The organism is Streptomyces griseus, from assembly GCF_900460065.1.
Lineage (GTDB): Bacteria > Actinomycetota > Actinomycetes > Streptomycetales > Streptomycetaceae > Streptomyces > Streptomyces griseus.
Genome location: NZ_UAVD01000020.1, coordinates 1 through 19,667 on the forward strand (window position 1 = coordinate 1; position 19,667 = coordinate 19,667).

The following is a 19,667-nucleotide window of genomic DNA, read 5'->3' on the forward strand; positions in this document are numbered from 1 at the left end:
GAGGTACGGCTCCCCGCGGACGCGGTGCTTCCGGACGCGAGCGGGCTGCGCGGTCCGCTCAGCTGTCTGAGCCATGCGCGCTACGGCATCGTGTGGGGGTCCATGGGCGCGGCCCGGGCCAGCTTCGAGTCGGCCCTCGACTACGCGAGGGGCCGGGAACAGTTCGGCCGGCCGATCGGCGGCTTCCAGCTCACCCAGGCCAAGCTGGCCGACATGGCCGTGGAGCTGCACAAGGGCATCCTGCTCGCCCACCACCTGGGCCGCCGCATGGACGCGGGCGGGCTCCGGCCGGAGCAGGTCAGTTTCGGCAAGCTCAACAACGTGCGGGAGGCGATCGAGATCTGCCGCACCTCGCGCACGATCCTCGGGGCCAACGGGATCTCGCTGGAGTATCCGGTGATGCGGCACGCCACGAACCTGGAGTCGGTGCTCACCTACGAGGGGACGGTGGAGATGCACCAGCTGGTACTGGGCAAGGCGCTCACCGGTCTCGACGCCTTCCGGTGAGCGGGACGCGGGCTCACGCGCGTGCCTGCCGGATGCGTTGACCGGATCTTTCCGGCGAGCGCCCTGCTCAGCTCTGGTTGAAGAAGCCGTCGGTCTTGCGGCCGGCGGCTTCGCCCGCGACCACCTGGGTGTCGGCGGGGGACAGCAGGAAGACCCGGGTGGCCACCCGGTCGATCGAGCCGCGGAGGCCGAAGATCAGCCCGGCGGCGAAGTCCACCACGCGCTTGGCGTCGGCGGGGTCCATGGCCGTGAGGTTGACGATCACCGGGACGCCGTCCCGGAACAGCTCGCCGATGGCGCGTGCGTCCCGGAAGCTGTCCGGGGTCACCGTCGCGATCCGGCGGTCCTGCTCCTCGGCCGTCTCCGCGGCCACCTGCACCCGCGGGTCGGTGACCCAGGCCTGGTTGCCCGTGCCGGTCTCCGCACCCTCGGCGTACTCGTCGTCGTAGTACCGCTCGTCGTTGTCCTCTACGAGGCCCAGCCAGGCACTCGCCTTGCGCACCGATCCCATGGACGCCTCCTCTCACCGCGGTTCCTTGGTGTTCCGCATCTCTTTCGTATCCCTATGGTCGACCATGATGCGGATACCGCGCCAAGTGGATAGTCGGCTCGCAGGCGATTCGTGACGCTACTGGTGCAGAAGATGTGGCGATTCGTCAGGGTTCCTCCCGCATAAGGGGGCTTGTAGAAGGAAAATATGATGCTCCGGCCGTACGGGTGATCCGGGGGACGTACGGGTGAACGGGGTGCTCGATACGATGCACGACGCCTGGGTGCGCGAGCGTCGCGCACCGGCTGAACGGCTCACGGGGGATCGTCGTGTTCGGAATCGTCAGGCCCTGTACCCATCGGCTCTCCGAAGGTCTCCGGGTGGAGTGGATGGCCCATCTCTGCGGTCTGTGCCTGGCCCTGAGGGCGGATCACGGACAGTTCGCCCGTATCGTCACGAACTATGACGGCCTGATCGTCTCCGTCCTGACGGAGGCTCAGACCGGCCTGACGCCCGCCGACCGGCGCACCGCCGGCCCCTGCCCACTGCGCGCCATGCGCACCGCACCGGTGGCCAAGGGGGAAGGGGCACGGCTCGCCGCCGCCGTCTCGCTCGTCCTCGCCTCGGCCAAGGTCCGCGACCACGTCGCCGACCGGGACGGGCTGTTGGCCCGCCGCCCGGTCGCCGCCGCCGCGCGCCGGGTGGCCGCCGGGTGGGACCGGGCGGGGGCACGGACCGGGGCGGCCCTCGGCTTCGACACCGCCCTCCTCGTCGACGCGGTCGACCGGCAGACCGGCATCGAGACGCTCGCCGGTCCGGGCACCCCGCTGCTGACGGTCACGGAGCCGACCGAGACCGCCACCGCCGCCGCCTTCGCGCACACCGCCGTGCTGGCCGGGAAGGAGGGGAACGCCGCACCGCTCGCGGAGGCCGGCCGCCTCTTCGGACGGCTCGCCCACCTCCTGGACGCCGTCGAGGACCGGGAGGCCGACGCCGCGTCGGGCGCCTGGAACCCGCTGACCGCCACCGGCACACCGCTGTCCGAGGCGCGCCGGCTCTGCGACGACGCGCTGCACGGCATACGGCTCGCGCTGCGGGAGGCGGAGTTCACCGACGGGACGCTCGTCCACGTCCTCCTCGCCCATGAGCTGCGCCGCTCGGTCGACCGGGCCTTCGGCACCTCGTCCTGCTCCCATCAGGGGCAGCGGGGACTTCAGCTGCCCGAGGGCGCCTACGGCCCCCCGCCGGGGAATCCGTACGGCGCGCCGCCCGCCGGGCCGTACGGCCCGACGCCGGGGGACCCGTACGGTCCGCCGCCCGGCGGCCCGGGCGCGCCGCCTCCGCCGCGCCCGCCCCGCGACCGGCGCGGGCTGATCGCCGGATGCCTGGTCTGGGCCGGGCTCGCCTGCACCTGCCAGATGTGCTGCGGCAGCTTCGAGGACCCCTGGAGCCGGGAGCAGCGGCAGGCGCCGTGCCAGAGCTGCGGCGACTGCTGCGAGGCCTGCAACTGCTGCGGCCAGTGCGGCGAGGGCTGCTGCTGTTGCGGGGAGTCCTGCGGCTGCGACTGCTGAACGGGGCCCGCCCGCCGGCGCGGCGGGCGGGCCCGGCGTCAGGTCACTTCAGTTCGGGCGGCGAGATCTCCGAGGACGGGATCGCGGAATCGGTGGTGCCCCACTTCTTCAGGATGCGGTCGTAGGTCCCGTCCTTCTTGAGCCGGTTGACCGCGGCCTGGAAGGCGGGCGCCAGCGGGGTGCCCTTCTTGAACGCGAAGCCCACGTCGAGCCGCTTGAACTCGTTGAGGAAGCGCAGCCCCTCCTGCTGACTGACTCCGTAGCGCAGCCCGTTGATCGTGGACATCACCACATCGCTGCGGTTCTGCTGGAGCGAGAGCCAGACGGCCGTCTGGTCGGCGTACGTCTTGACCTCGTACGGCTTCTTGCCGGCCTCCGCGCACCGGGGCAGATTCTCCTGGAGCGTCACCTCGAAGGTGGTGCCCGCCCCGGTGGCCACGTTCAGCCCGCACAGCTGGGTGAGGTCGGTGACCTTCTTCAGCGCGCTGTCCTCACGGACCGCGAAGCCCTGCCCGTCGTTGATGTACGTCACGAAGTCGACGGTCTTGCGGCGTACGTCGGTGACCCCGAAGTTGCCCGTCCCCAGGTCGTACTTCCCGCTGCCCAGCGCCGGCAGGATCGCCTCGAACGACGCCACCTCGCGCTTCAGTTCCAGCCCGAGCACCCGGGCCGCCGCGTCCGCGAAATCGATGTCCGCGCCGGCCAGGGTGGTGCCGTCCTGCTCGTAGAAGGCTCCGGGCGGGGTGCCGATGGCGGCGGCGACCCGCAGTGTGCCCGCCTCCCTGACCCCGGCCGGGAGGAGTTTCGCCGCGGCCTCGTCCTTGCGGACATCGGAGACCACGTCCGTCGTCGGGGTCTTCGCCCGAGCCGCCTCCTTGTCCGGCCCGCCGTCCGCCGCCTCTGTCGGCTCGGCGCAGCCGGTGAGGGTCAGCGCGGCCACGGTGATCAGGGTGAACAGAGCGGTATGTCGGGATCTGGGCATGGCTGTGCTCTCCGGGTTCGTGGGATGGGCCGACCGCCCCGGGCCACCAGCGGGCACGGGGGGACGGCGGATGTGTTCAGCGGTGCGAGGGGAGGGTGGAGCGGTGTGGTGAAGGTGAGGTCACGCGAGGAACGGGGCTCGAACGCCGAGAGAACGGGCGTGAGCAGGGAAAACCGGACAGCGGGGAGTCAGCTCAACAGGAAGAGGACCACACGCGACCGAAGTCGATGTGGGAGCGGGTGACCAGCCACTGCTGCGGATGCATGGGCTTAGTGGAACAGGCATCCGAGTGCACGTCAACCAAGATGAGATCTACGGCTCACAGTGTGGACAGGCTTGACAACTCCCCGTACCCGCCGCTTATCTCGGACCCATGGACCGGCGCTGAGGGGCCCGGTCCTCGTGTGGTTTTCCGGTGTGAAGGCACGCCCCGTGTTCGATCTGAGCATCCACGGAGCTCCCGCATGCCCCCGCAGACCGTCTCGCTGCCCCCTCCCTCCTCCCGGCCGCTCGTCAAGGGCGATGCCGACGCGGTGCCGCGCATCGTCCCCGTACGCCGAACAGGCCGTTGGACAGCGGCTGCCGTCGTCCTCGTGCTGCTCGCGCTGGCGCTGAACTCGGTCATCCGCAACGACGCCTTCCAGTGGGACGTCGTGCTCTCCTACTTCGGCACCGTCCCCGTGCTGCGCGGGCTCTGGCTCACGCTCTGGCTCACCGCGGTGGTCGTGGTGCTCGGCTTCGTGCTGGGAGCCCTGCTCGCGGTCATGCGGCTCTCCGGCAACCCCGTTCTCCAGGCGGTCAGTTGGGGCTACGTCTGGTTGTTCAGGTCCACGCCGATCCTGGTCCAGCTGCTGTTCTGGTTCAACATCGGCGCGCTGTACCCGCAGATCCTCGGCGTCTCCACGGTCAGCCTCCTCGGCCCGGTCACCATCGCGGTCATCGGACTGACCCTGCACGAGGCCGCCTACGCCGCCGAGGTGGTGCGCGGCGGGATCCTCTCCGTCGAACGCGGACAGGTGGAGGCCGCCCAGTCCCTCGGGCTCGGCCCCTGGCGACGATTCCGGCGCATCGTGCTGCCGCAGGCCATGCGCTCCATCGTGCCGCCGGCCGGGAACATGCTGATCGGCACCCTCAAGGGCACCTCCATCGTCAGCATCATCGCCGTGCAGGACCTGCTGTACTCCGTCCAGCTCGTCTACCACCGCACCTACCAGGTCATCCCGCTGCTGCTCGTCGCCACGCTCTGGTACGCGGCCGTCACCACGCTGCTGAGCATCGGCCAGCGCTACGTGGAGCGGTACTACGCCCGTGGCACGGCGGGTGCGCGATGAGCTCCGCACCCAGCATCGTGGTGATCGGCGGCGGCCCGCGCGGCACCGGCGTCATCGAGCGCATCGCCGCCAACGCCGAGGAGCTGTACGGGGACCACCGCCTGGACATCCACCTGGTCGACCCCTACCCGGCGGGCGGCGGGCGGATCTGGCGGCCCGACCAGTCGCCGCTGCTGTGGATGAACTCCATGGCCGAGGACGTCACCATGTTCACCGACGAGACCGTGGACCTGGACGGGCCGGTCGTGGCCGGCCCCGCCCTGGACAGCTGGGCCGAGGACGTCCGCGCGGGCCGCGTCGTCCCCTCGGCGGACCCCGACGTGCTGGCCGAGATACACGGTCTCGCCGGCACCGACTTCCCCTCCCGGCGACTCCAGAGCGCCTACCTGCGCTGGACCTACGACCGCGCCCTGGCCGCCCTCCCGCCGGGCATCACCGTGCACGAGCACCGCACCACCGCCCTCGCCGTCGGCGGACCGCGCGGCGGCCGCCAGCACGTCCGCCTCCAGGACCGCGCCGAACCGCTCCCCGCCGACCTCGTCGTCCTGACCGTGGGCCACCTCGACGCCGAGGAGGAGCCCGAGCAGCAACGGCTGAGCGCCTTCGCCCGGCGGCACGGCCTGGTGCACCTGCCGCCGGACTTCACCGCCGACAGCGACCTCGACGCCCTGCGCCCCGGGGACCCGGTCATCGTCCGGGGCTTCGGGCTCGCCTTCATCGACCTGATGGTCCTGCTCACCGAGGGACGCGGCGGCCGCCACGAGAACGGGGTCTACCTGCCGTCGGGCCGGGAACCCGTGCTGTACGTCGGATCGCGGCGCGGCGTCCCGTACCACGCGAAGATCGGCTACGGCTGGACCGGCGAACGCCCGGCGGCGCCCGCGCACCTGGACGAGAAGTGGGCCGACGAACTGCTGGGCCGGCCCGGGCCGCTCGACTTCCGGCGCGATGTCTGGCCGGCGGTCGCGAAGGAGCTCGGCCACGCCCACTACCACCGGCTGTTCACCGCCCACCCCGAGCGCACCGCCCTGGCCCACGAGGTCTTCGCCGAGAAGTACGCGGCGGCCGATCCGGGGAGCCCCGAGCTCGCCGGGCTGATCGCCGAGGCCGTGCCCGACCCCGCCGACCGGCTCGACCTCGACGCCCTGGACCGCCCCCTGGAAGGCGTCCGCCACGCCTCGCCCGAGGCCCTCCAGGAAGCCCTGCGCGACTACATCACCGCTGATCTGACCCGCCGTCACGATCCGGCACACAGCGAGGACCTCGCGGTCTTCGTCGGGCTGCTCACCGCCTACGCCCAGCTCGTCCGGCTCGGCGACATCGGCGGCTGGTGGCACGGCTTCTTCAGCTATCTTGCCTCCGGCCCGCCGGGGCCCCGGCTCCGGCAGCTCCTGGCCCTCTCCCGGGCCGGGGTCGTCCGCTTCCTCGGTGCGGACCTCACCGTGGAGACCGACGAGGAGCACGGCCTCTTCCGGGCCACCGGCGCCACCGTCCCCGGTGCGCACACCGAGGCCCGCGCCCTGGTCGAGGCCCGCCTCCCCGACCCCTCGCTCCGGCACACCGCGAGCCCCCTGCTGCGCGCGCTGCGCGACGAGGGCGCCGCCGTCACCGACACCGGGCTGCTCTCCGTGGACCCGCGCGACAGCCGGGTGCTGGACCGCGCCGGCCGCCCGCACCCGCGCCGCTTCGCGCTGGGCCCCTTCACCACCGCCCGCAACAGCGGGGCGTTCACCCGGCCCCGTACCGGCGGACCCGCCTTCCGGCAGAACGACGCCGCCGCGCGCGCCGCGCTCACCTTCCTGCGCGACCTCTCCTGTCGCGGCCGGCTCGCCTCCTGACCGGCCGCCCGCCCCTTCCCCGTACCGCCGCCGCAACCGCGCCCAAGGACTCCACTCATGTCGCTGACCAGCGATCCACCCATCGATCCACCCGCCGGGACCCCCGACGGCCCACCCGCTCCGAAGGCGGCCGACCCCGGCACCGACTACGGAGAGCTCACCGTCGTCCCGGCCCGCCACCCCTGGCGCTGGGTCGCCGTCGCCGTGACCGCCGTGCTGGTCGCCCAGTTCATCAACGGGCTGGTCACCAACCCCGGCTGGGAGTGGGACGTCTTCGCGCAGTTCTTCTCCGCGCCGGTCATCCTCAAGGCGGTCTGGCTCACCCTCCAACTGACCTTCTACGGAACGGTCCTGGGCTTCGCGCTCGGCATCGTGCTGGCGTTCATGCGGCTGTCGGCCAGCCCGTTCCTCAGGACGGTCGCGTACGGCTACATCTGGGCGTTCCGCTCGATCCCGCTCATCGTGCAACTGCTGTTCTGGTTCAACCTGGCCTATCTCTACAAGGAGTTGCAGTTCGGCATCCCGTTCGGGCCGGGCTTCTTCACCTTCGACACGATGAACCTGGTCGGCGCGGTCAGTGCTGCCGTCCTCGGCCTCGCGCTGCACCAGGCGGCGTACGCGGCGGAGATCGTGCGCGGTGGAGTACTGGCCGTCGGCGGCGGCCAGTTGGAGGCGGCGTCCGCCCTCGGCATCCCCAGACTCCGGCAGCTGCGGCGGATCGTGCTCCCGCAGGCGATGCGCTCCATCCTGCCCAACGCGGCCAACGAGATCATCTCGCTGTTCAAGGGCACCTCGATCGTCTCCGTCATGGCGATCGGCGAGCTGTTCTACCAGGTCCAGGTCGTCTACGGCCGCAGCGGCCGGGTCGTCCCGCTGCTGATGGTCGCCACCGCCTGGTACATCCTCCTGACCACCGCCCTCTCGATCGTCCAGTACTACGTCGAACGTCACTACGCCAAGGGGGCCGTGCGATGAGCGCACCCAGCGATGCCATGGTCGAGATCCGCTCCGTGCACAAGAGCTTCGGATCCCTGGAGGTGCTGCGCGGCATCGACCTCTCGGTACGGCCCGGCGAGGTCACCGTCATCCTCGGCCCCTCCGGCTCCGGCAAGTCCACCCTGCTGCGCACCATCAACCACCTGGAGAAGGTCGACCAGGGCTGGATCAGCGTGGACGGCACCCTGGTCGGCTACCGCAGGGACGGCGACAAGCTCTACGAGCTGCGCGAGCGCGAGGTGCTGCGCCAGCGCACCAAGATCGGCTTCGTCTTCCAGAACTTCAACCTCTTCCCGCACCTCACCGTGCTGGAGAACATCATCGAGGCGCCCGTCTCCGCGCTGCGCCGCCCCCGCAAGGAGGCCGTCGCGACGGCGGAGAAGCTGCTGGAGCGGGTCGGTCTCGCCGACCGGGCCGCGGCCTACCCCGGGCAGCTCTCCGGCGGTCAGCAGCAGCGCGTCGCCATCGCCCGCGCCCTGGCGCTGGAGCCCCGGCTCCTCCTCTTCGACGAGCCGACGTCCGCCCTGGACCCGGAGCTCGTCGGCGAGGTCCTCGACGTCATCAAGGACCTGGCGCACGGCGGCACCACGATGATCGTCGTCACCCATGAGATCGGCTTCGCCCGTGAGGTCGCCGACACCGTCGTCTTCATGGACGAAGGCCGCATCGTCGAGCAGGGCCCGCCCGCCGACCTGCTGGACCGTCCCGCCCAGGAGCGCACCCGCGCGTTCCTCTCCAAGGTTCTCTGACCCGCCCTCATGCACCCTTCATCCGCTAGGAGTACGTACGTGTCCGTCCGCCGCAGCACCGTCCTCGCCCTCGCCACGCTCACCGCCGCCGGAGTCCTCACCGCCTGCGGCAACCCCGACGTCTCCACCGACGTGGCGGCGTCCAAGGACAAGAAGCACACCGGGGTCAACACCAGCCCCGACCAGGACCGCCTCAGAGGCGAGAAGGTGGACGCCGTCGCCGCCCTCGTCCCCGAGGCGATCCGCGAGCGCGGCACGCTGCGGATCGGGGCCAGCGCGGACGCCGTGCCGCCGCTCGGCTTCTACGCCACCGACGACAGGACCCGGATCGGTTCCGAGATCGACATCGCCACCCTCGTCGCCGACACCCTCGGTCTGAAGCCGGAGTTCGAGGAGGTCTCCTGGGAGAACCTCTTCGTCGGCCTGGACAGCTCCAAGTTCGACGGGGTCCTCTCCAACGTCACCGTGACCGAGGAGCGCAAGGAGAAGTACGACTTCGCCACCTACCGGCTCGACAACATCGCCTTCGAGGCCAAGAAGGGCTCCGGCTGGAAGGTGAAGGGCCCCGCGGACGTCGCGGGCAAGACGATCTCGGTCTCCTCCGGCACCAACCAGGAGAAGATCCTCGTGGAGTGGAGCGAGGAGAACGTCAAGGCCGGGCGCGAGCCCGTGGACATCAAGTACTTCCAGAAGGAGAACGACTACTACCTCCCCCTCCAGTCGGGCCGCATCGACGCCCACCTCGGCCCGAGCCCGTCCGCCGCCTACCACGTCGCGACCTCCGGCCAGAGCGAGATCGCCGGACAGATCTCCGGAGCCGGCGGCGGCCTCCAGGGCAAGATCGCGGCCACCACCAAGAAGGGCAGCGGCCTCGTCGAGGCGTACGCCGCCGCGATCGACCACATCGTCAAGGACGGCTCCTACGGCAAGGTGCTGAAGCGGTGGGGGCTCAGCGGTGAGGCCGTGGAGAAGTCGGAGATCAACCCGCCCGGCCTGCCCAGGACGAAGAGCTGACCGAGCCGAACCGGGGTGTCCCGCCGGCCGGGGCCGGTCCGCGGCCGGCAGGACACCCCGAGGGCCCGCCGGGCCCGCCGCCCCGGCCGCGCGTCCCGTCCGTCGCGCGGCCGGTGAACGGCCCCCGCCTCGCTCCCGACCGACCGTCGACCCGAGAGGTCCCCGCATGTCCGCCCCTGCCTCCCTCCACCTGGCCGCCGAGATCGGCGGCCCGCCGCACTACGACGCCGGGCACTACCTCCGGCTCGCCCGGCTCGCCGAGGACGGCGCGCTCGACTACGTCACCCTCGGCGACTCGTTCGCCCGCCCCGGGCTCGACGCGCTCGCCGTCCTCGCCCGCGTCGCACCCGCCACCGACCGCGTCGGCCTCGTCCCGACCGTCACCACCACCCACACCGAGCCCTTCCACGTCTCCTCGGCCGTCGCCACCCTGGACTGGGTGAGCCGGGGCCGTGCCGGCTGGAGCGCGGACGTGTCCACCACCGAGGCGGAGGCCCGGCTGTTCGGCCGCCGCCCCGCGGCCCCGCCCGCCGCCCTGTGGCAGGAGGCCGGGGAAGTGGCCGACGTCTCCGGGCGGCTGTGGGACAGCTGGGAGGACGACGCCGAGATCCGGTCCGTCGCCACCGGCCGCTTCATCGACCGGGACAAGCTGCACTACGTCGACTTCGAGGGCTCCACCTTCACGGTGAAGGGCCCCGCGATCGTGCCGCGACCGCCGCAGGGCCGCCCGGTCACCGTCATCGACGCCACCACCGCCCCGGCCCGCGAGGCGGCGGCCCGGCACGCCGATGTCGTCCACATCCGGGCCACCACCCCCGAGCAGGCGGCCGCCGTCCGTGACGAGGTGCGGGCCAAGGCCGCCGCCCACGGGCGCGACCCCGGGACGCTGCGGGTCCTGGTCGCGCTGACCGTCGACCTCGGGGACCGGGAGTCCGCGCCGGAACCCGGACTGGAGAGCGGACCGCGGCTCGCCGGGCGCGGCACCTACTTCCGGGGCGGCCCGGTCGATCTCGCCGACCTCATCGCCCAGTGGCACCGGGCCGGCGTGGCCGACGGCTTCCACCTCACCCCCATCACCCCCGAGCGCGACCTCGAAAGGATCGTCAACGGCACCGTGGCCCTCCTCCAGCACCGCAGCCTCTTCCGTACCTTCCACCCCGGCGGCACCCTGCGCGAACACCTGGGGCTCGTGCGCCCCGCCAGCCGCTACGCCGCCGCCAGGACGACCGCGAAGGAGGCATGACCGTGCCCCGCCCGATGCACCTCGCCGCCCACTTCCCCGGCGTCAACAACACCACCGTGTGGTCCGACCCCCGCTCCCGCAGCCAGATCGACTTCTCCTCCTTCGAGTCGCTGGCCCGGACGGCGGAGCGCGGCAAGTTCGACTTCTTCTTCCTCGCCGAGGGGCTGCGGCTGCGCGAGCACAACGGCCGCGTCCACGACCTCGACGTGGTCGGCCGGCCCGAGTCGCTGACCGTGCTGAACGCGCTGGCCGCCGTCACCGACCGGCTCGGCCTCGCCGCCACCGTCAACGCCACCTTCAACGAGCCGTACGAACTCGCCCGCCGGCTCGCCACCCTCGACCACCTCAGCGCGGGCCGGGCCGCCTGGAACGTGGTGACCTCCTCCGACGCCTTCACCGGGGAGAACTTCCGCCGGGGCGGCTTTCTGGACCGGGCCGACCGGTACACCCGGGCCGCCGAGTTCGTCGCCACGGCCCGCGAGCTGTGGGACTCCTGGACCCCCGACGGCGAGTCACGGCCGTTCGCCCACGAGGGGCCGCAGTTCACGATCTCCGGCGAGTTCACCGTGCCGCGCTCGCCGCAGGGCCACCCGGTCGTCATCCAGGCCGGGGACTCCGACGAGGGCCGGGAGTTCGCCGCCTCCGCCGCCGACGTCATCTTCACCCGGCACGGCACCCTGGAGGCGGGCCGCGCCTTCTACACCGACGTCAAGGCCCGGCTGGCGGCGTACGGCAGGGAGCCCGACGACCTGAAGATCATGCCCGGCGTCACCGTGGTGACCGGCGACACCGACGCCGAGGCCCAGGAGCGCGCCGCCGAGATCCGCCGGCAGCAGATCTCCCCGCAGAACGCGATCCTCACCGCCGAACAGCTCTGGGGCACCGACCTCTCCGCCTACGACCCCGACGGACCGCTCCCCGAGATCGACCCCGTCATCGACTCCGGCCTCGTCCAGGGCAGGGTCCTGTACGGGGACCCGGTCGCCGTCGTCGCCCGCTGGCGCGCGATCGCCGAGGCCAAGGGGCTCTCCCTGCGGCAGACGGTCATCGAGACGACCACCCGCCAGTCGTTCATCGGCTCCCCGCGGACGGTGGCGGCGGAGCTGACCGCGTTCGTCGACGAACGGGCCGCCGACGGTTTCATCCTCGTCCCCCATCTCACCCCGAGCGGCCTGGACGACTTCGTCGACCGGGTCGTCCCGCTGCTCCAGGAGAGCGGCGCGTTCCGCTCCGCATACACCGGCTCCACGCTGCGGTCGCACCTCGGCCTCCCGGAGCCGGTATGGAAAGGTTGACCGCATGAGCACGGATGCGACGCAGCAGGAGCAGGGCGGCGGGCCGGACGCCGCACAGGAGTGGCGGCGATGGCACGAAGGGCGCGTCGTCGCCGTCGCCGCCCCGTACGGCCCTCTCTCCCTGACCGGAACCCACTGGCTCTCGGACTACCCGGAAGGGCGAATTCCGGCCGTCCCCGGACACTGGCGTGAGAACGGCGATGAGGTGGTCCTCACGGCCGCCGCCGAGGACGGACTCGTCGTCGACGGCAAGCTGCTGACCGGCGAGGTCGCGCTCGGCGCGGACCGGGGGGCCATCGACGACTCCCGGGTGGCGCGGGGGGAGCGGCGGCTGGTGGTGCTCCGCCGCGAAGGGCTCTGGGCGGTACGGGACTTCGACCCGGGATCACCGGCCCGGCACGCCTTCTCGACCATCGAGGCCACCCCGTACGACCCCCGCTGGGCGCTGTCGGGGACCTTCCGGCCCTACGGCGGCGACCGTACCGTGCGGGTGGCCAACGCGGACGGGGTCGAGCGCGGTCTCGGGCTCGGCGGGGAGATCGCCTTCACGGTGGACGGCGAGGAGCACACGCTCCAGGTGGCGGTCGAACCCGACGGGTCGCTGTGGGCCGTCTTCGCCGACGCGACCAGCGGAAACAGCAGCTACCGCTTCCGTTTCCTGCGGCCCGGCGCGCCCGCCGCCGACGGCCGTGTGGAGGTCGACTTCAACCGCGCGCTGCTGCCGCCGTGCGCCTTCGCCGATCACTTCATCTGCCCGTTCCCGCCCCCGGGCAACACGCTCGCCGCGGCGGTTTTGGCGGGGGAGCGGAACCGGATCGACGCCTGACCCGCGCGAGGCCCCACCGGCCCCGGCAGCCGCACGGCTCCCGGGGCCGGTGACGGATGTGACCCGCGTGGCCGAAAGGCATTCTTGCGTCCCCCGTCCGGCCCCCTCGATACTCCGGTCAGCGATTGTCAGGGGCACGGCGAATTCGAAATCCGGACAGGCCCCCGACTGCGCCTCACGGGCCCGCCACCCCACAGGAGGGCCCCCGATTCCCCTCGGAGGAACCCGAAGTGAGGATCAAGCGCACCAGCAACCGCTCGAACGCGGCGAGACGCGTCCGCACCACCGCCGTACTCGCGGGGCTCGCCGCCGTCGCGGCGCTGGCCGTTCCCACCGCGAACGCCGAAACCCCCCGGACGTTCAGTGCCAACCAGCTGACCGCGGCGAGCGACGCCGTGCTCGGCGCCGACATCGCGGGCACCGCCTGGAACATCGACCCGCAGTCCAAGCGCCTCGTCGTCACCGTCGACAGCACGGTCTCGAAGGCGGAGATCAACCAGATCAAGAAGTCGGCGGGCGCCAACGCCGACGCGCTGCGGATCGAGCGCACCCCCGGGAAGTTCACCAAGCTGATCTCCGGCGGCGACGCGATCTACTCCAGCACCGGACGCTGCTCGCTCGGCTTCAACGTCCGCAGCGGCAGCACCTACTACTTCCTGACCGCCGGCCACTGCACGGACGGCGCGACCACCTGGTGGGCGAACTCGGCCCGCACCACGGTGCTCGGCACGACCTCCGGGTCGAGCTTCCCGAACAACGACTACGGCATCGTGCGCTACACCAACACCACCATTCCCAAGGACGGCACGGTCGGCGGCCAGGACATCACCAGCGCCGCCAACGCCACCGTCGGCATGGCGGTCACCCGCCGCGGCTCCACCACCGGCACCCACAGCGGTTCGGTCACCGCACTCAACGCCACCGTCAACTACGGGGGCGGCGACGTCGTCTACGGCATGATCCGCACCAACGTGTGCGCGGAGCCCGGCGACTCCGGCGGCCCGCTCTACTCCGGCACCCGGGCGATCGGTCTGACCTCCGGCGGCAGCGGCAACTGCTCCTCCGGCGGCACGACCTTCTTCCAGCCGGTCACCGAGGCGCTGAGCGCGTACGGCGTCAGCGTGTACTGACCGGCCCCGCCCCGGTCGGGTACGGAGCAGTCCGTACAAACGTGCCCCCGTCCGGAATTCCGGACGGGGGCTCCCGCTCGCCGGGGAGCTCTTGAGAGGATGTCGCCACGACGGGTCGCCGCTGCGCGGCGACGGGGGGCGGGGCGACGGGGCGGGCGCGCCCCCGGCCGCGCTCCGCTGGCATCAGGGGGTAGCAGGTCCGTGAATCGCATCGGAGTGACCGGTCACCGCTCCATCCCCGCCGAGGCCGAGGCCCATGTGCTCGCGGGGCTGCGGGCCGCGCTGTGCGGCATCGACGGCGCGACGCACGCGCTCTCCAGCCTGGCCGTCGGCGCCGACCAGATCTTCGCCGACCTCGCCCTCGCCTGCGGCGCCGAACTCACCGCGGTGATCCCCAGCGGCGACTACGAGGCCTGCTTCGAGAACGCCGTCGACCTCGCCCGCTACCGGATGCTCAAGGGGCGCGCGGTACGCGAGGTCCGGCTCGACTTCCCGCACTCCACCGACGAGGCGTACTACGCGGCGGGCGCCTACATCGCCGACCACTGCGACCGGCTGCTCGCGGTCTGGGACGGCCTCCCGGCCCGCGGCCTCGGCGGCACCGGCGACATCGTGACGTACGCCCGCACCCTCGGCCGCCCCGTCACCGTGATCTGGCGCGACGGAGTGCTGCGCGGCTGACCGGGGGAGGCCCGCCCGACGGGCCGCAGGCGAGGACGGCCGACGAACGGACCGCGCGACCCCCGGTGAACGGGCCGTACGGGGGGGCTCCTGCCCGCACGCCCCGTCCGCCCGTACGCCCCGCCGGCTCACACGCGGTGTCTGACCAGCCAGTCGGTGTGCTCGGGCGACACGATCCGCTCGGTCTCGAACACCGCCGCCGGCCAGTGCCGCTCGGTGAGCGTGGTCTCCATGGCGGCCTGCATCGATTCCAGGTCCTTCTCCACCAGCGAGTGAGCCGAGACCAACGGATGGTGCCGACGCATCTCGTTCCAGGCGAGACAGGCCGCCGCCGCCGCGGAGAACGCCCCCGTCAGGCCGAACGAACGCCCCACCCCGAAGACCTGGAGCACGCTCAGCGCCAACGCCGGGAGCGTCAGCGCGACGATGGCGCCCGACCACAGGAGCGCCCCCCGCCGGGAGGCCTGCTGCCGTCGGCGGTACCAGCGCCGCTGTTCGATGAGCCGGTCCCGTACGTACGTTTCCTTGCGGACCGTGTAGGCCTTGTTCCGCAGCGCCCGCATGGATTCGGTGATGAGGCCGCCGGAATCCGGCAGTTCCTCGCGCGGGTCGGCCCAGCCCACCTTCCGCAGCTCCTGGAGACCGTCCTCCAGCCGGTTGGCGAACAGCGCCTCCGGGTGCTCGGACGCGCTGTCGAACGGTGCGCCGTGGACCGCGTAGCGCCAGCAGTTGGACTTGATGAACTCGGCCGCCGAGCGGTTCAGTTGCCAGTGCGACTTTGCTTTGCGGTGGGAGGCGAGAAAGGTCGCGAAGAGTACGCCCAGATAGGCGAGCACCGCGGCGCCGTACAGGGCGCGGGCCGCGGGGCCGTCCTCCGTGTGCCAGGGCAGCGCCGCGGGCACCGTGCCCGCCACGAGCAGCGCGAGTTGCGCCCGGGTGGTGTTCACGGCCTCACGCTGGCGGGCCACGGCGACCGCGTCCGTGTGGTGGAACAGCGCCGGCAGGTCATCGTTCCTGAAGACCATGGATCTCAGCGGCTCAGGCAACGCCGTCATGGACGCCTCCGTCTGCAGTTGTCGTATGACCCGGCCGGTCGTGCCGCCTGCCCCGCCCGGGGCCACGAGAGTAGGGGGGAGCGCCGGACCCGGCAAGAGCGTCCCGGCTCCCCGGGCGGGTGCCGCGTCAGGGTTCGGCCACTTCCGCGCGGGTGTCCTTCCCCGGATCGCCGCCCTGTGGCAAGGTTGCCCAACTGGACCTGAATACAGGTGAGTTGTCGCTTCGCTCAGCGGGCGCGACCACCTCCGGGCGGGGGAGGGGCCATCGAGGGGGACCGAGTCGGAGCCGTGGACGAGGGCGCGCCGCTCCAGGACAGCCAGCGCCGGGTGCGCCGCAGCCCGCTGCTCTTCGCCGTGCCGCTGTGGCTGCTCGCGGTGCTGATCCTGATCCTGCTGTGGGAGGCGGTACGGGCCAACGTCCCGCCCGACGTCCGGGGCGACTGGCCCTGGCGCCTGGAACTGCTGGACATGGAAGCGCTCGGGAGCCTCCTGGCCGTGGCCGTCGGCGCCGTCCTGGCGAGGGCGCAGTACGCCCGTACGGTCCGGCCCTACCTCGGCTGGCGGGGGTCCTGGCGCAAGGGGCTGCTCGCCGAGGGGGAGCCCGCCTGGCGGGTCGGGATCCTCAACGGCGGCCAGCACATCGCCGTGATCGAGAGCTGGGAGTGCCGCGTGGCGCTGCGCGGCGGGGACGGTGTCGGGGCGGCCCCCTGGGTCCCGGTCCCGGACGTCGTGGCCACGCTCACGGCGGGCGGCCTGACGGTGGGGCGGGACTACCAGCTCATCGCCTTCGGCGCGGGCTTTCCGCTGGTCGGCACCGGGAACTACGAGACGGTGCCGGTGGGCGTCTTCTCCCGGCGGTGTGTCGAGCGGGTCGACGTGCTGCACGTCCGGGTGCGGGTCACCGACGTCGTGGGCGACAGTCACGAGCGCGTCCTGGACTGCCTGCGCGGCGCCCGCGTGCAGCACAACATCCCCGGCGAGGAACCGGTGAAGTAGGGGGGCGCCCTCCCGTCGGCTCGCCCCGACGCGTGCGGACCGGACGCGTCACGGCGCGCGCTGAGAGCGTGCGCGCGGGCGGTCGCGCCGACGGCGGGAAGGCTCTCACCTGCGAGGGCCGGCGGCGGCTGGGCCCGATCTTCGGCCCACCGGTTCCCCCAGGCCCGCGCCGCTCACCCGAGCGGCCGAACGGAAGGCGTGTTTCGACTTTCGAAACCAGGTGTGAAGGCTGCTCCGCCGGCATGTGGAAGGGCCTCCGCGGTAGTAAAGTGCGCGTGCCGGGACGTGTGATGACACGGAATCCGGCAGCGTTTCAATGTCCGGAAACAGACCCCTTCAGGATCCCCCTAGGACGGCCGTGAAGACCTACGGAACCACCCCTGCCTTCGCCACTGCGAAGACCCGCGCAACCCTCGCGGCGACCGACGTCCACAGCGCCGAGGCCGTCAGGAAGCTCAGCCGTGTCTGTGGCGCGACAACGGCCCGTTCCACCCGGATTTCCACCTTCAGTTCGGCTCTCTGAGCCGACGTCAGAAGTGGCTAGAATGGCGGAATGACAGGACCCCTGGTCCCCTTTCGCGAATTCGTGCTCAAAGTGCACAGCCGGTGCGATCTGGCCTGTGATCATTGCTATGTCTACGAACATGCAGATCAGAGCTGGTCGACCCGCCCCAGGACCATCTCCGACGAGGCGATTTCCTGGACCGCCCGGCGCCTGGCCGAGCATGCGACGACTCATGCGCTCCCCTCCGTCACAGTGATCCTGCACGGCGGGGAACCGCTTCTGGCGGGGCCCGCGCGACTGCGACGGGTCTGCGAGGAGCTCGGCTCGGCCCTGAACGGCATCGCTGAGCTGGACCTGAGGATCCACACCAACGGCGTCCAGCTCAGCCCCCGCTACCTCGACCTCTTCGACGAGTTCCACGTCCGGGTCGGGATCTCGCTCGACGGCGACCGCGCGGCCAACGACCGGCACCGCCTGTTCGCCAACGGACGCAGCAGCCACCCGATGGTGATGCGAGCGGTCGCACTGCTCCGCGAGGAGCGCTACCGCCATCTGGACCTCGGCCTGCTCTGCACGGTGGACATCCACAACGACCCGGTGGCCGTGCACGACGCTCTCGCCGCACTCGAACCGCCGCTCGTCGATTTCCTGCTGCCGCACGCCACCTGGGACGATCCGCCCCCGCGGCCGGGCGGATCGCCCACCGCGTACGCCGAATGGCTCCTGGCGGTCTTCGACCGCTGGACGGAGCTGCGCCGCCCCATGCCCGTCCGCATGTTCGCCTCGGTGCTCTCCAGCCTGAACGGCGGCCCCAGCCTCACCGAGTCCCTCGGCCTGGCCCCCACCGACCTCGTCGTCATCGAGACCGACGGGCAGCTGGAACAGGTCGACTCGCTCAAGAGCGCCTACGAGGGCGCCGCCGCCACCGGGTTCGACGTCTTCCGCAACACCTTCGACGAGGTCGCCGCCCACCCCGGGGTCCGGGCGCGGCAGCTCGGTCTGGCCGGGGTCGGCGAGACCTGCCGCCGCTGCCCCGTCGTGCGCTCGTGCGGCGGCGGGCTCTACACCCACCGGTACCGCTCCGGAAGCGCCCCGGCGGATCCCGGCGGCTTCGACAACCCGTCCGTCTACTGCGCCGACCTGGCCGCCCTGATCCGGGGCATCGAGGAGCGCACGGCCGCGGCCACCGAGTCGCCCGCCGTCCGGGCGCCGGACGAACTGCTCGCCGCCCACCTGGACCTGACCCGAACGCTGCTCGCGGCGCTCCACGACACCCTCGACGGGCGGGGCGGGTCCCTCTGGGACGGCGCCTGGCGGCTCGCGGCGGCGGTGGAGGAGGAGCCCCCGGGCGCCGAGGCGCTCGACACCGTGCTCGCGCACCCCTACACCCGGACCTGGCTGGTCGGCGCACTGGAGGACGTCGAGGCGGGCCGCGGCCTGCCGGAAGCCGCCGCCGAACGGCTCGCCGCGACCGTGGCCGCCGCCGCCGTCCGCGCCGGACTCGATCTGTCGGTGCCCGTGGCGTACCGCGACGGAGGCCTCCACCTGCCCACGCTCGGCACCGTGCTCCTCGGCGGTCCACGGGACCGGGGACCGGCCGTGGTGCGGGCGAAAGACGCCGGATTCCTCGTCCGCCGACCGGGGGACGCGCCCGGCGCCGAGCCGCGCATCGGTCCCGGGGAGCCCGAGGGCCCGCACTGGCTGCCCGTGCACGTCCTGCGCCGGGCGCCGGCCCCCGTACTCCTGCTGGACGATCTCGACCCCCTCCGCGACTGCTTCGAGGAGCCCGCGACCGACCGCCTGCGAGCGCAGGAGGCCGACGCCTGGGCGCACCGGGTCGCCGACGCCTGGTCGCTGCTGGCCGACGCCGTACCCGACCAGGCCGCCGAGGCCGCCCGTACGCTCACCACGCTGACCCCGCTGTCCACCGGCGGGGCCGAGCCGGGAAGCCACGGGCCCGGCGCGCTCGGCGTCGGGCCGTCGGCGGGGGCGGAGGAACTGGCGCTCGGGCTGCTGAGCGGATTTCGCCGGGCGAAACTGCGGGCGCTCGGCGAAGTGACGGATCTTTACGCCTTGGACGGTACCTGGGAACATCGGACGCCTTGGGGGAACGAACACGTGACGTTCTCCCGACTGCTGGCCGAGACATTCGAACGGGCAGGGCTCGGGCTTTATGATCCGCGCTACCTCACCGGTGTTCCGGAAGCTCTCGACAAGATCGAAAACGCGGCGGAGGTGACGGTCGACGGAAAACAGCTGATCTCCGCTGTCCGCAAGGAGATCAGCGGAACCCGGAGCGCGACCGAGAAGAATCGCGACAGGAACCTCCCGCCGTCCGGCCGGCCGTCGAACGTCGCAGCATCTGACCGGAAAGTGACGTTCGAATGACCGAACGGCAGGGGGGTGGAAAGCGGTCCGCTCCGGAATGATGAGTTCGCTTCCACTCCCTTCCTCCTTA

Annotated in this window: 18 protein-coding genes; 15 read left to right on the forward strand and 3 right to left on the reverse strand. The window is 72.1% G+C overall.

Annotated features, from left to right (window positions below; translation table 11 throughout):
- Positions 1–507, forward strand: a 507-nt coding sequence (locus DTB53_RS08935; protein ID WP_256656829.1) for an acyl-CoA dehydrogenase family protein, incomplete at its 5' end; no start/stop codon positions are given.
- Positions 508–574: 67 nt separating this feature from the next.
- Here the strand turns inward: DTB53_RS08935 and DTB53_RS08940 are convergent.
- Positions 575–1,018: a cell division protein SepF gene (locus tag DTB53_RS08940; RefSeq protein WP_003970057.1), complete on the reverse strand. Its 444-nt coding sequence runs from the start codon at positions 1,016–1,018 to the stop codon at positions 575–577.
- A gap of 308 nt (positions 1,019–1,326) precedes the next feature.
- On the opposite strand from DTB53_RS08940, the gene DTB53_RS08945 reads away from it, so the two are divergent.
- On the forward strand, positions 1,327–2,568 hold the full coding sequence (locus DTB53_RS08945) for a DUF5685 family protein (RefSeq protein WP_012381511.1): 1,242 nt from the start codon (positions 1,327–1,329) through the stop codon (positions 2,566–2,568).
- 43 nt (positions 2,569–2,611) lie between these two features.
- Here DTB53_RS08945 and DTB53_RS08950 read toward each other — a convergent pair whose 3' ends face one another.
- A complete protein-coding gene (locus tag DTB53_RS08950) occupies positions 2,612–3,550 on the reverse strand; it encodes an ABC transporter substrate-binding protein (RefSeq protein WP_003970059.1) in 939 nt (312 codons plus the stop codon).
- A 464-nt stretch (positions 3,551–4,014) separates the two neighbouring features.
- On the opposite strand from DTB53_RS08950, the gene DTB53_RS08955 reads away from it, so the two are divergent.
- The 10 genes from DTB53_RS08955 to DTB53_RS09000 all read left to right on the forward strand — a co-directional run bounded on the left by DTB53_RS08955 (position 4,015) and on the right by DTB53_RS09000 (position 14,653).
- Positions 4,015–4,881, forward strand: a complete 867-nt coding sequence (locus DTB53_RS08955; protein ID WP_003970060.1) for an amino acid ABC transporter permease — start codon at positions 4,015–4,017, stop codon at positions 4,879–4,881.
- Positions 4,878–6,719, forward strand: a complete 1,842-nt coding sequence (locus DTB53_RS08960) for an FAD/NAD(P)-binding protein (protein ID WP_012381512.1) — start codon at positions 4,878–4,880, stop codon at positions 6,717–6,719. Before DTB53_RS08955 ends, DTB53_RS08960 begins: the two co-directional genes overlap by 4 nt.
- Positions 6,720–6,776: 57 nt before the next feature.
- Positions 6,777–7,694, forward strand: coding sequence for an amino acid ABC transporter permease (locus DTB53_RS08965; protein ID WP_012381513.1), 918 nt, complete (start codon positions 6,777–6,779; stop codon positions 7,692–7,694).
- Between the two features lie 17 nt (positions 7,695–7,711).
- Complete coding sequence (locus DTB53_RS08970; RefSeq protein WP_042497472.1) at positions 7,712–8,464, forward strand: amino acid ABC transporter ATP-binding protein; 753 nt, start codon at positions 7,712–7,714, stop codon at positions 8,462–8,464.
- A gap of 39 nt (positions 8,465–8,503) precedes the next feature.
- On the forward strand, positions 8,504–9,478 hold the full coding sequence (locus DTB53_RS08975) for an ABC transporter substrate-binding protein (protein WP_012381515.1): 975 nt from the start codon (positions 8,504–8,506) through the stop codon (positions 9,476–9,478).
- A 166-nt stretch (positions 9,479–9,644) separates the two neighbouring features.
- On the forward strand, positions 9,645–10,721 hold the full coding sequence (locus DTB53_RS08980) for an LLM class flavin-dependent oxidoreductase (RefSeq protein WP_003970065.1): 1,077 nt from the start codon (positions 9,645–9,647) through the stop codon (positions 10,719–10,721).
- A 14-nt stretch (positions 10,722–10,735) separates the two neighbouring features.
- Positions 10,736–12,016, forward strand: a complete 1,281-nt coding sequence (locus tag DTB53_RS08985) for an NtaA/DmoA family FMN-dependent monooxygenase (protein WP_030706075.1) — start codon at positions 10,736–10,738, stop codon at positions 12,014–12,016.
- 4 nt (positions 12,017–12,020) lie between these two features.
- Positions 12,021–12,842: a DUF1684 domain-containing protein gene (locus DTB53_RS08990; protein ID WP_012381517.1), complete on the forward strand. Its 822-nt coding sequence runs from the start codon at positions 12,021–12,023 to the stop codon at positions 12,840–12,842.
- Between the two features lie 230 nt (positions 12,843–13,072).
- Entirely contained in the window at positions 13,073–13,972 is a 900-nt protein-coding gene (locus DTB53_RS08995; RefSeq protein WP_003970068.1) for a S1 family peptidase, read from the forward strand.
- 201 nt (positions 13,973–14,173) lie between these two features.
- Positions 14,174–14,653, forward strand: coding sequence for a hypothetical protein (locus DTB53_RS09000; protein WP_003970069.1), 480 nt, complete (start codon positions 14,174–14,176; stop codon positions 14,651–14,653).
- Positions 14,654–14,781: 128 nt separating this feature from the next.
- Here the strand turns inward: DTB53_RS09000 and DTB53_RS09005 are convergent, their stop codons facing one another.
- Entirely contained in the window at positions 14,782–15,708 is a 927-nt protein-coding gene (locus DTB53_RS09005) for a DUF4231 domain-containing protein (RefSeq protein WP_003970070.1), read from the reverse strand.
- 288 nt (positions 15,709–15,996) lie between these two features.
- On the opposite strand from DTB53_RS09005, the gene DTB53_RS09010 reads away from it, so the two are divergent.
- The 3 genes from DTB53_RS09010 (at position 15,997) to fxsBH (ending at position 19,597) form a co-directional block, all read left to right on the forward strand.
- Positions 15,997–16,704, forward strand: coding sequence for a hypothetical protein (locus DTB53_RS09010; RefSeq protein WP_012381518.1), 708 nt, complete (start codon positions 15,997–15,999; stop codon positions 16,702–16,704).
- 316 nt (positions 16,705–17,020) lie between these two features.
- Positions 17,021–17,227 (forward strand): FxSxx-COOH cyclophane-containing RiPP peptide, encoded by a 207-nt coding sequence (gene fxsA / locus DTB53_RS09015; protein WP_202465315.1) that lies wholly within the window; start codon positions 17,021–17,023, stop codon positions 17,225–17,227.
- A 30-nt stretch (positions 17,228–17,257) separates the two neighbouring features.
- On the forward strand, positions 17,258–19,597 hold the full coding sequence (gene fxsBH / locus DTB53_RS09020; protein WP_012381519.1) for a radical SAM/SPASM protein FxsBH, inactivated beta-hydroxylase extension form: 2,340 nt from the start codon (positions 17,258–17,260) through the stop codon (positions 19,595–19,597).
- Positions 19,598–19,667: the final 70 nt, after the last annotated feature.